The organism is Snodgrassella communis, from assembly GCF_914768045.1.
GTDB classification, from domain to species: domain Bacteria; phylum Pseudomonadota; class Gammaproteobacteria; order Burkholderiales; family Neisseriaceae; genus Snodgrassella; species Snodgrassella communis.
This window is the reverse complement of record NZ_CAJZCD010000007.1, coordinates 38,221-49,964: the sequence shown is the minus strand read 5'-3', so window position 1 is coordinate 49,964 and position 11,744 is coordinate 38,221. Positions and strand designations below refer to the sequence as shown.

General features: G+C 43.0%; 11 protein-coding genes. 8 read left to right on the top strand and 3 right to left on the bottom strand.

Going from position 1 to position 11,744, the window contains the following annotated elements; genetic code table 11:
- Positions 1 to 21 precede the first annotated feature (21 nt).
- Positions 22 to 864 carry a DNA adenine methylase gene (locus MJ761_RS08030; RefSeq protein WP_093092620.1) on the top strand — a complete coding sequence of 281 codons (843 nt, stop codon included), beginning with the start codon at positions 22 to 24 and terminating at the stop codon, positions 862 to 864.
- A complete protein-coding gene (locus MJ761_RS08025) occupies positions 857 to 2,167 on the top strand; it encodes a type II restriction enzyme (protein ID WP_093092622.1) in 1,311 nt (436 codons plus the stop codon). The genes MJ761_RS08030 and MJ761_RS08025 overlap by 8 nt, the downstream gene beginning before the upstream one ends.
- A 115-nt stretch (positions 2,168 to 2,282) precedes the next feature.
- On the opposite strand, the gene MJ761_RS08020 is transcribed toward MJ761_RS08025, so the two are convergent.
- Positions 2,283 to 3,191: a pepsin/retropepsin-like aspartic protease family protein gene (locus tag MJ761_RS08020; protein WP_093092624.1), complete on the bottom strand. Its 909-nt coding sequence runs from the start codon at positions 3,189 to 3,191 to the stop codon at positions 2,283 to 2,285.
- A gap of 259 nt (positions 3,192 to 3,450) precedes the next feature.
- Here MJ761_RS08020 and MJ761_RS08015 point away from each other — a divergent pair, with 259 nt between their 5' ends.
- The 3 genes from MJ761_RS08015 to MJ761_RS08005 are packed head-to-tail and all read left to right on the top strand — an operon-like array spanning position 3,451 to position 4,865.
- Positions 3,451 to 4,137: a hypothetical protein gene (locus tag MJ761_RS08015; protein ID WP_093092626.1), complete on the top strand. Its 687-nt coding sequence runs from the start codon at positions 3,451 to 3,453 to the stop codon at positions 4,135 to 4,137.
- Between the two features lie 24 nt (positions 4,138 to 4,161).
- On the top strand, positions 4,162 to 4,449 hold the full coding sequence (locus MJ761_RS08010; RefSeq protein WP_093092628.1) for a MafI family immunity protein: 288 nt from the start codon (positions 4,162 to 4,164) through the stop codon (positions 4,447 to 4,449).
- Positions 4,450 to 4,475: 26 nt separating this feature from the next.
- On the top strand, positions 4,476 to 4,865 hold the full coding sequence (locus MJ761_RS08005; RefSeq protein WP_239392899.1) for a cupin domain-containing protein: 390 nt from the start codon (positions 4,476 to 4,478) through the stop codon (positions 4,863 to 4,865).
- A gap of 148 nt (positions 4,866 to 5,013) precedes the next feature.
- Here MJ761_RS08005 and grpE read toward each other — a convergent pair whose 3' ends face one another.
- Positions 5,014 to 5,562 carry a nucleotide exchange factor GrpE gene (gene grpE / locus MJ761_RS08000; RefSeq protein WP_093092632.1) on the bottom strand — a complete coding sequence of 183 codons (549 nt, stop codon included), beginning with the start codon at positions 5,560 to 5,562 and terminating at the stop codon, positions 5,014 to 5,016.
- Positions 5,563 to 5,831: 269 nt separating this feature from the next.
- On the bottom strand, positions 5,832 to 8,534 hold the full coding sequence (gene ppc, locus MJ761_RS07995; protein ID WP_093092634.1) for a phosphoenolpyruvate carboxylase: 2,703 nt from the start codon (positions 8,532 to 8,534) through the stop codon (positions 5,832 to 5,834).
- A 327-nt stretch (positions 8,535 to 8,861) separates the two neighbouring features.
- Between ppc and cysT the strand changes: the two genes are divergently transcribed.
- Genes cysT through MJ761_RS07980 form a run of 3 tightly spaced genes read left to right on the top strand, consistent with a single transcriptional unit; the run spans position 8,862 to position 11,682 of the window.
- A complete protein-coding gene (gene cysT, locus MJ761_RS07990; RefSeq protein ID WP_093092707.1) occupies positions 8,862 to 9,698 on the top strand; it encodes a sulfate ABC transporter permease subunit CysT in 837 nt (278 codons plus the stop codon).
- A complete protein-coding gene (cysW, locus tag MJ761_RS07985) occupies positions 9,698 to 10,570 on the top strand; it encodes a sulfate ABC transporter permease subunit CysW (RefSeq protein WP_093092636.1) in 873 nt (290 codons plus the stop codon). The genes cysT and cysW overlap by 1 nt, the downstream gene beginning before the upstream one ends.
- A 29-nt stretch (positions 10,571 to 10,599) precedes the next feature.
- Complete coding sequence (locus MJ761_RS07980; RefSeq protein WP_093092638.1) at positions 10,600 to 11,682, top strand: sulfate/molybdate ABC transporter ATP-binding protein; 1,083 nt, start codon at positions 10,600 to 10,602, stop codon at positions 11,680 to 11,682.
- The last annotated feature ends 62 nt before the right edge of the window (positions 11,683 to 11,744 follow it).

The window sequence follows — 11,744 nt, the reverse complement described above, 5'->3', positions numbered from 1 at the left end:
TGAAATAAAGAGTTACTAAATATGAGATATGGTAAAAATCAATTGATATCCCCAGTTTTAAAATGGGCAGGTGGTAAACGTCAATTGCTTGATACTTTAATTCCTTTATTACCAAAAGACTATTCTGTCTACTGTGAGCCTTTTGTAGGTGGTGGTGCATTGTTTTTTGCATTGCAACCACAATTAGCCTGCATTAATGATATCAATCATGAACTGATTCAGGTTTATACTGTTATCAAGAATAATGTTGATGCGTTGATTGAGCGGCTAAAGACATTTCAGAATGATAAAGAACATTTTTATGAGGTACGCAGCTGGGATAGAAATAAGGATTCGTATGCTCAGCTCTCCGATATTGAAAAAGCCGCTCGGATTATTTATCTAAACAGAACATGTTTTAATGGTCTGTTCAGAGTTAATGCTTCAGGTGAATTTAATGTGCCATTTGGCAGTTATGCAAATCCTAATATTGTTAATGAGCCTGTTTTAAGGGCTATTAATGGTTATTTGAATAGTGCAGAGATAGCTATTAGTACCGGTGATTACGCCGAAATTTTAAGAAACCTACCTGATAATGCTTTTGTATATCTTGATCCACCTTATGATCCTGTATCTGCTACCGCTAGCTTTACCAGTTATACCAAAGGTGGTTTTTCTCGAGAAGAGCAAATAAGGTTACGTAGGTATTGTGATGAGCTGAATGAGCGTGGAATTAAATTTATGTTGTCGAATTCGGCAACAGACTTTATTTGTGAACAATATAGCAAATATAATATAAAAATTGTTTCTGCCAGACGCTTAGTAGGAGCAAATTTGTCAAGTAGAGGTAAAATGCAGGAGATTATTGTAAGAAATTATGAGTAAATTTAAAAATTTAAGTATTAGTGAAGCTTGGTGCAGCCTATTTGAAGAACATAATATTCTCGAAAGGATAGAGGGAGAGGGTTTTTTTAAGATTGATGCAAAAGAAATAAAAAAAATAAAAGAACCGAGATTAATGGCAAAATTTGATCATTTCGTCAATCTGCCTAAAATTTTTTCTGAAAATCATCTTGCTATTTTACCGGTTACTCGTGGTAGCTATATTATAGGTAATTTTCAGGCGTATCAGAGTTTGGAACAGGTGAAGGCTGATACACCCATTACAAGAATGTATTTACCAGATTATATTCAAAGTCTGGATTTATCCAATATAACCAGTGAGGCGATGGCTTTAAATTGTGCTTTTACCTCAGGTATTATTGCTGATTTTTTGCAGGAAAATGAAATTAAACCCACTGTGTCAGGTAGAGCTGGATCGGGTGCTTTTGATTTTTTTATCAATTTGGATAAGCAGGGTAAAAATGTATGTCATTCAACCCAACGAATTTATGTGGATAAATCACAGATTGAAATTGATGCTGGATACGAAGGTAATCATTCACTAGCTTTGATAGAAGCAAAGCTAGATATATCTAAGGACTTTTTAATCAGGCAATTATATTATCCATATCGGGTTTGGAAAAAACGTATTCAGAAACCAGTACGTCCAATATTTTTTATATACTCTAATGGTATATATAATTTTTATGAGTATGAATTTCAAAATTTTGAATATTATAATTCTTTAATATTGATTAAGCATAGAAAATATACTATTGAAGATACCAAAATAAGATTTCTTGATATTGAAAAAGTAATGCGAGAAACATCTGTATTATATGATGAACCGAAAGTTCCTTTCCCTCAGGCAAATACATTTGAACGAGTAATTAATATCTGTGAGCTACTGGTGGCAAAAGAATTAAGCCATAGTGAAATAACAATAAACTATGCATTTACTAAACGTCAAACTGGTTATTATACTAATGCAGCCATATATTTAGGTTTAGTTAATAAAAGTCCTGATGAGATTAGTTATTGTTTAACAGAAAAAGGCAGATCGATATTAGAAGTAGGTTATAAAGACCGTCAGTTGTCATTTTGTAAGCTAATTTTGCAACATAATGTATTTAATCTTGTATTAAAAGAATATATCGAAAATAACAGAACAATGCCTTCGAAGAGTAGAATTATTGAAATCATGCAAAAATCAAATTTGTATAATATACGCTCATTAGATACTTTTAGGCGACGTGCTTCTACTGTGACAAAATGGATAGAATGGATTGTTAATTTAACAAAATAACATTCCATTCTAATTTTTGAATTTATAATTAAAGTTTATATAAGTAAAGTTTATAATGGAGCTATAGCTTTTTATAAATCAATATAACTGGTTGTCTTAGTCTTGTATGCGCATTTCAGATAGCCGGTTTAATCCATAATTGCTGGTTTTTCTGGTCTATTTTCACGCTATATTTTTTCAGGAAATCTACGCCGAGTAAGCCGTCTGATTCAAATTGGTCAGGCATACCGTCCATAATAGCCGCCCGAATGGGGATTTTACGGATGGATGGGTTAGTCAGAATGATTTTAACTGTCTGGGGATTGCCTTTTTTATTCAGGCGTAGTGTGGCTTCTTCGGATTTGGCTGCGGGTGTTTTATTGCTGCTGTTGAATGATGCTGGCAGTGATTTTCCTTTGATAAAGGACATTGATGCTCCGGTATCCAGAACAAGGCTGTATGTTTTTTTCTGGTCGGTAAGGTTGATGATAATGCCTTCTTTGGGATGAATGTTGTAGGGGAAAGCAATCCATTGCTGGTTTATCTGGGTAGAATCCTGACCATCGTCGATTATGATTTTTTTGTGCGCAAAATCTAGGGTAAAGATGTGATTCTGAAAGAGTGGCAAACCGATAACTGGCAGGTTGTCATCTGGTGCAGGTGCCTGTTCCGTAGTGCTGGAATAACTCCAGCCCCATGGTTTCAGTTCTTCTGCATTGATGTTGTCAAAGTTAAGTCCGTTTATATCCAGATGTTTTATCAGAAATTTTTGTGTTTCATTAATTTTTCCACTTAAATCCAGACTTTTATTGGTATTTTGGTTTTTGGTCGTATCTGGCAGTTGTTGCAGTGTATTTAGCGGTAAATGCAAGGCTGTCTGTGAACCTGTATCAAGCTGAAACTGGCTTGGTTTACCGTTGATATTTAAGACTACTTTGGCAATATGGGTATCTTTGGTAAAGGTTACCGGTAATACTACTTCTTTTGCCATGGCCATTTTTATGGCTATGCAGATAAAAATAAAAAACAGGCTTGATAAACGCATGGATTTTATCCTTTTTTACAATATGAGGTAATATTGGTACTGTGCGTTTATACTTGGTTAATTGGTAATAGGCAAGAACAATTAAATTTAATAATCAGACAGATTGGTTATATTTTTGTTTTTTTAGGCGGGCGCTACACACTTAGAATGTTTATTTTAATATTTATTGACTATTAATTTTTGTCAGTTGTTTAAGATAGAAATATTATTTTTGGTATAAAACTAAAATCTGGATTAAATATTCTTGCTTAGGTTTGTCATGGATTTTTTTTATCAATATCGGAAGTTATTGATAGGTATTTTGTTATTATGTGTTGGCTGGTGGCGATTTTCACCTTATTCACCACGGGTGGTTATGCCAGCATATTTAAATGCTGGTGTGGATTGTTCGCAGTTTCCGCCGATGGCTATGGGTGATGAACCATTGCAAACAGAAGTACCTACAGGAATGCAGCCATTTGTGTTGCCAAAAGTGAAAATGACTCCTTTGGCTGGGTTTAGTATGCCCGCACGTGTACTACATCGCGCTTCTTATCTTTATGATGAACACGCTAGTATCTCTACAACTGACTGGTTTGTGGGGTGGGGATTTATGGCTAATGAAAAGGTAGTAAAGCGCCTGAAATTTGAGCAGAGAGCCCGTTTTGGTGGTATTGCCGGCACTAAAGATGGGGGCTCTATGCCATATTCTTATGATGATATGTACCTGAATGCTTCGAATGTCCATTTGATTCCGGCAAATAAAAAAATAGCTACTCAGATTAGTGGTATTAAGGTTGGGGATAATGTTCGTGTGGATGGTTGGCTGGTTAGGGTCGATATGGGAAATAGGTATGTGTTATCGTCATTGTCACGCACTGACAGGGGAGCGGGAGCGTGTGAAGTAATCCTGGTGTGTAATGTTACTCGGCTTGATTCTGAAAAGGTATGGCCGGATTATAAGTGACTTTTGTTTCAAGACAGCCATTAAATGAATATTGAATATCAGGATGTAGAAGAAAATTTTGGTAATTTAATTTCTTTACTAAATAAGAGTTTTATCTCTAAAGAAATAGATGAAATAAAAGATTTTGTTGATTATGGTGAATATGGATTAGCTTTAGATACTCTGATTGATATTATTAAGGAAGAAAATAAGGAAATAAATAATGGTATTTTTCAATATATAGCAGAATTATCTAATCTCATGGAGCAAAATATGGAAGTTATAACTAAAGACTTAATTAAATATATAAATTTTGATATGGGGGTGGAATGATGTTTGCCAGATGGTTGCTTGCATTGATGCTGGCTGCTATGGCCAGTACGGTATGGGCTGATGTTTATTTAAAAGATGAATTGATTGATTTTAATCGTGATGCGGCGGCTGGTGGTAAAGGTACTTTGTATGGGCAGTTTGCTTTCAGACGAGATGCGGCAAAGAGGGATGAGGCGATCAAGGAGATTGGCTGGATGACGTTGCAACCGGGTGCTTCAATCGGTTTTCATCGGCATGAGCATAATGAGGATACTTATATTATTGTTTCTGGAACAGGTCTGTTTACTGATTCTGATGGTAAATCTTATCAGGTTAAGGCTGGTGATGTGACGATTGCGCGTAAGGGGCAATCTCATGCTTTGGCCAATATAGGTAAGGAGCCGCTGGTGTTTATTGATGTGATTGCTGAGCAATAATTTCAGGTACAGTTTTACTGCTCAGATGGATAGCCGGAACGGCATGTTTTTGCTCTTTGAATCGTAATTTAATTGGATGGGGATGAAACTGTATACATAAAAAACCGTCAGACCTTGGGTGTGCCTGACGGTTTTTGTGTAAGCAGGTTTATTCTGCGTCAGCTGCTTTGGCTACGGTTACCATGGCTGGGCGCAATACGCGGTCGGCAAGGGTATAGCCTTTTTTCATAACGGAAACCACGGTGTTGGGTTCCTGTTCGCTGTCTACGCTTTGTAACGCCTGATGGCGGTGCGGATCAAGTTTGTCACCAGCTTTGGGGGCGATTTCTTTCACATTGGACTGCTCAAAAGCTTTTTGTAATTCGGTAAGGGTCATTTGTACGCCCATTTTCAGGGCATCAAAGTTGCCGCTCTGGTCTTGCAGTGCCATTTCCAGATAGTCTTTAACCGGCAGCATGGCGCTGGCAAATTTCTGGCCGGCAAATTTGTGTGCGCTTTCGAGTTCTTCCTGATGGCGGCGGCGCAGGTTCTGTTCGGTTGCGAGCGAACGCAGTTGTTCGTCTTTGAGTTGTCCTTCAAGCTCGTTAATGCGTTCCTGTAAGTTTTCGATGGTGGGTTCGGGAGCAACAGTGGGTTCTGTAATTTCGGTGTTATCGTTAACCTGAGTTTCGTTTTCGGTGTTGTTTTCCGGTTGCATGTTTTTTCCTCGGCAAAAAGGTGAATTGTTTAATTAAATTGGGTCGTTGTGGCGCTATTTCAAGCGACTGTTCTGGGGTTATGGCGGATTTTGCTGGGGCAATTGCGATTTTGATCTTATTGCGCAATTTATACGTGGTTTTTTATCTGGGTATTTAAATACTTTATTCAGGGCTGAAATGCAGATGCCGGATTGGGTATGGTTTGGTAAGCAGAGGATTGATAGACACCCAGATGCAGATGGGCTATCCGCTGCTCTGCCTATGATATTTAGCCGGTATTACGTAATCCCTGAGCAATGCCGTTAATGGTTAGGTGGATAAGCTGGAGTATTTCGCTGTTATCCGGTTGCTGGCGCAGTTGTTGCAGCAAATGAACCTGAAGCCAGTTTAGGGTGTTCAGGTAAGGGATGCGTAAGGCCAGTGAGCGTGCCAGTGTACGGTTGTCACTCAGATAGTGTTGGCGTTGCAGAATGTTGAGTAAGGCTTGTCGGCTGCGTTCGAATTCGTTCGCCAGCATGCTGTAAATAGTTTGGGCGGCCTCCTGATCGCTGGCAAGGCTGACATAGGCTTTGGCAATGGTGAGATCGGCTTTTGCCATCACCTGATCCATATTGGAAAGCATGGTCTGGAAAAAAGGACTGTGTTGTGCCTGTTGTTGTAAGTGTTGCAGATTGCTGCTGTCCTGTTCGATGAGGTCGGCTACGGCACTGCCAAAACCATACCATGCTGGTAGCATGAGGCGATTCTGAGTCCAGGAAAATACCCACGGAATGGCGCGTAAATCCTGAATTTTACTCAGTGTTTTACGGCTGGCAGGGCGGCTGCCGATATTGAGGCTGGCAATTTCCTGAATTGGGCTGGTTTGCAGGAAGTAATCAATAAATCCGGGAAAGGTAATCAGCTGGCGGTAGTATTTGAATGCGCTGGCAGACAGTGCGTTCATTAGTTTGCTGTCGGGTTCGCTATTTTGTGGTGGTAATACGGTGGCTTCGAGGGTGGCGGCAATCAGTGCTTCGAGGTTGCGTTCGGCATTGCTGGGGTCGGCGTATTTGGCGGTGATGACTTCGCCTTGTTCGGTAATGCGTATTTGTCCGGCCACGCTGCCGGCTGGCTGTGCCATGATGGCATCAAAAGACGGCCCTCCGCCGCGACCAACGCTGCCGCCGCGACCATGGAACAGGCGCAGGCGGATATGATGGCGGTCAAACAGTTGTACCAGTCTGGATTCAGCCTGATACAGTGCCCACTGGCTGGTGACATAGCCGCCATCTTTATTACTGTCAGAGTAACCCAGCATGATTTCTTGCAGGTTATCGCGGCTGTGTAGGAATGCACGGTACCAAGGCAGGTTAAAGAGGTTATCCATGATGTCGAGGCAATTGTGCAGGGCATCAATAGTCTCAAACAGGGGCACGATGTTGATACGGCTGGTGGGTTTCTCGTTACTGATACTCAGCAGGCCGGTTTCTTTAAGCAGTAATGCGACTACCAGTATGTCGCTAACGGTTTCGGTATTAGAGATGATGCACTGGTTGATGGCTGTTTCGCCATAGTGTTGTTTGATATAGGTAGCAGTCTGGAAAATAGCCAGTTCGCCCATGGTGTGGGGGCTATACTGAATATAAGGGCTATACAGGGGGCGCTGGGTGCTCAGTTCACGTAACAGTACGCGCTGTTTGGCTGCTTCGCTTAAGGTCTGAAAGGTTTCAAGACCGGCATGGGTGAACAGTTCGGCCACAACTTCGGCATGTTTGGCTGCATGCTGGCGTAAGTCTATAGACATGAGATGAAAGCCGAACAGGGAAACAGAACGAATCAGATCGGCCAGTTTGCCGTGGCTAAGCAGGGCACTGCCATTTTGTTGCAGTGAGCTGGAGATGTTATTGAGTTCATGCAGTAATTCTGCCGGCTGTTGATAGGGGGGCAGGTTGTGGTGTGTGCTGTCTGAGTGGATGCCCAGTTGTTGTGCTGTGGCACTGAGGCGTGCCTGTATATAGGTGAGGGCACGCCGATAGGGTTCTTCTTTGTGTGCTGTGGCCGTATCTGGTGACTGTTCGGCCATCTGTAGTACGGTGTGATCAACCTGAACACAGCGAGATGACAGGGGCAATAGCTGGTGCAGTTCATCCAGACACTGGTGATAATGCTGAAACAGGGTATTAGCCTGAAAGGTGAAGGCTTCCTTTAATGTATCGGCATTGACGAAGGGGTTACCGTCACGATCGCCTCCAACCCAGCCACCTATGCTGAGTACATTGGGCAGGCTGGCTTGCGGGTAGACGCTGGCAAGTTTCTGTTGCAGCTTGCGATACAGTGCGGGTACAGCTTTGAAAAAGCTTAATGGAAAATAGGTTACGCTGTTGTAGATTTCATCGCTCACGCTGATTTTGAAATGACGTGTTTCATCTGTCTGCCATAAAGCCAGCAGGATTGCTTCAGTCTGTTGTTGTAATTCTTCGCTGTGATGTTTATCAGTACGGTTTCGTTCGTTTAGGATGGTACGGATATGACGATGGAAACAAAGAATGCATTGGCGTTGTACTTCGGTAGGGTGGGCAGTGAGAACGGCGCTGATGCTGGTGTGCTGTAAGGTCTGTTCCAGCTCGGAGGTGTTGATATGCTGCTGCTGAATCTGGTTGATAACGCGAATAAAGCTGGTACGCCCGGGGTGCTGGCTGTTGTTGTCGTATGCTTGTCGCCGCCGTTCATGATGGGCATCTTCGGCGATGTTTAATACTTGTGCAAACAGGCTGCACGCGCGAATCAGGTCTTGCTGCTGGCGCAGGTCGAGGGTGGGGAGAGCCTGCTGGATGGTGGTTTGTGGCTGGTTGCCATTGTGTAGCTGGCGTAATATGGTTTGGACGGCTGCGGTAGTTTCGTGTTGCAGGATGTTAAATAATGCCTGAGTCAGAAAGTTGATGTCTGCCGATAAAGGGGCATCTTTATGTTTGTCCAGAAGGGGTGTTGGCATGGTTTTCTCGCTTTTGCAGATTGCTATGTTTATGTTGAATAGCTTTCTCTATGATATTACGTGGTGATGCTGCCGGCAATACTGTTGATTTGGTAATGGGTTATAACTACTGCTTCTTAGGTTACAAGAATATATTCTTTCTCAATTGTCCGAACCGCCTTTTATATTGTTGGTGCCTGTAGCACAGCAGGGCGATGTTGCTGTTTGGTTTGATGTGTTTTGCTACTGGTACGTAGCTTGAGTAGAAGAAGCCAATATGTGCCGGTATTTTTTACCGTACTGCTGCTTGTATTGCTGGTTTCTGTCGGGTCTCTGGGAGAAAAAGTTATGCTGTTATTGAAACAGCCATCTGTATTGCCCGGTTTTACGCTTAGTCTGGGCGTGAGTGTGCTATCGCTGTCATTATTGGTGTTATTACCATTTGCAATGCTGGTGTGGACGGTTACTGATTTGGGCTGGCAGGGTTTTGTGCGGGTAATCTCTGAACCGCGAACCCTTGCTGCGGTATGGCTGACGCTGAAAATGTCTTTACTGACGATGCTGGCCAGTGTACTGCTGGGGACGTTAGTGGCATGGGTGCTGGTACGCTATCACTTCTGCGGCAAGGATTTGGTCAATGCTCTGGTGGATTTACCATTTGCATTACCGACAGCGGTAACGGGGGTGGCTCTGGCTACTTTATATGCACCTACTGGCTGGATAGGTGCAATATTTGCCCGGTTTGGCTGGCAGATAGCATTTACGCCGACAGGCATCTGGCTGGCATTACTACTGGTTAGCTTACCATTTGTGGTGCGAGCCGTGCAGCCGGTGTTGGCTGAGTTGTCGGGAGAATATGAGGAGGCGGCAGCGATATTGGGTGCATCCAGATTGATAATTATATTCAGAGTGCTGTTGCCGGAAGTTTTGCCGGCACTGGTAATGGGTGCCGGTATGGCTTTTGCGCGTGCCACTGGTGAGTATGGTTCAGTTATTTTTATAGCAGGGAATGTGCCGTTTAAATCGGAAATTCTGCCGCTGATTATTGTCAGTAAGTTTGAACTGTTTGATTTACCGGCCGCAGCAGCGGTAGCGCTATTTATGCTGATTATTTCTTTTGCTATTTTATTTACGCTGAATTTATGGCAGTGGCGTTTGAGCCGGCGTACGCAGGGGCGATATTGATGAGTACCGTTAAAACTAATGAATTGCTCACTGAGCCGCGCTGGCTGCGCTATGTGCTGATTAGCATAACGCTGCTGTTTCTGGGTGTGCTGTTACTGCTGCCATTGTTGTCGGTATTCAGCTTTGCGCTGGCAAAAGGCTGGCAATTGTATCTGGCTGCTTTGACTGATGATGAAGCACTGGCAGCTATTCGATTGTCATTGTTGATTACTCTAATTGTGGTGCCGATTAATGTGGTTTTGGGGGTGTCACTGGCATGGTTGTTAACCCATTTTTCTTTTCGTGGCAAACAGTTGTGGACAACGTTGCTGGATTTGCCCTTTGCGGTATCGCCTGTTGTCGCTGGGCTGATGTTTGTATTGTTGTTTGGCAGTAATAGCTGGTTTGGTAGCTGGCTGGCTGCGCATGGAATACAGATTATTTTTGCCGTTCCGGGCATGGTGCTGGCTACTCTGTTTGTAACATTTCCATTTGTAGCGCGTGAATTAATTCCATTAATGCAGGCTCAGGGAAGCAGTGAAGAGCAGGCGGCAATGATACTGGGTGCCAGTGGCTGGCAAATGTTCTGGCGTATCACTTTACCCAATCTGAAATGGGCACTGGTGTACGGCATTATTCTGACTAATGCGCGTGCGATGGGTGAGTTTGGAGCGGTTAGTATGGTTTCGGGTCATATTCGTGGTGAAACGAATACTATGCCGTTACTGGTAGAGATGATGTACAACGAATACAACATAGTAGGTGCGTTTGCTGTGTCCAGTTTGCTGGCTTTGCTGGCGTTATGTACTTTGATATTACAGAAATTTCTCGACTGGCATCAGGCACGTTTGTACACGGATGCTCAACGTCGGCAGGTAGTAGTTACGGATTAAACGGTAAGGTACTGTGTTGAGTGGCGATTATGAGTATTCGTATTAAACATTTAAACAAATATTATGGTGATTATCACGCTTTACAGGATATTAATTTACAGGTGCCGTCTGGTTCGTTGACAGCTTTGCTTGGCCCTTCCGGCTGTGGGAAAACTACTTTGTTACGCATTATTGCCGGGTTGGAATACGCCGATTCGGGCGAACTGTTTTTTGCGGATAAGGACGTCAGCAATCTGCATGTGCGTGAGCGGCAGGTTGGGTTTATGTTTCAGCACTATGCGCTGTTTCGCCATATGACAGTGTTTGATAATGTTGCTTTTGGTTTGCAGGTATTGCCACGCCGCTTGCGCCCTAGTAAAGCAGAGATAGTCGCACGGGTGGAGGAATTATTGCAGCTGGTACAACTGGAGTGGCTGGCAAAGGTATACCCTCAGCAATTATCCGGTGGCCAGCGCCAGCGTATTGCACTGGCACGGGCACTGGCAACTAAACCAAAACTACTATTGCTGGATGAGCCGTTTGGTGCACTGGATGCTAAGGTACGCAAGGAGTTACGCCAGTGGCTGGTAGAAATTCACCATCAGTTGGACATTACCAGTGTGCTGGTTACACATGATCAGGAAGAAGCTCTGGAAATGGCAGATCAGATTGTGGTCATGAATCAGGGCAAAATTGAGCAAAGTGGTGCGGCTGCATCTTTGTATGATAATCCGGGGAATGTATTTGTTACCGAGTTTCTGGGAGAAGTGAATGTTTTTGAAGATGCCTGTATTGAATGGGGACAACTGTGTCTGGGCAGCTATTGCGAACCGGTCACCATGAATGAATATGCGCGTCAGAATGTGGCTGTTTATGTGCGTCCGCAGGAAATACAGCTATTAACTCGTATTCAGGATAATGTGATTGCGGCTGCAGTTGTAGAAGAAATACATGTTATCGGTGCACAGATCAGGTTGTGGCTACGGCGACAGGATAATAAACAGCGTATACAGGTGTGGCTGTCACCAGCAGAATTCCGCACACTGGCTCTGCAACCATCACAAACGGTGTGGTTCAAACCACAACGCCTAACTATGTTCAGTTTGCCGGAACTAGTGGATTATGTAATTTAATGGTATGTGAGAATTAAGCTTCAGACTTGCTGTTAATTGATACGTAAATCCCCTGTATTGGT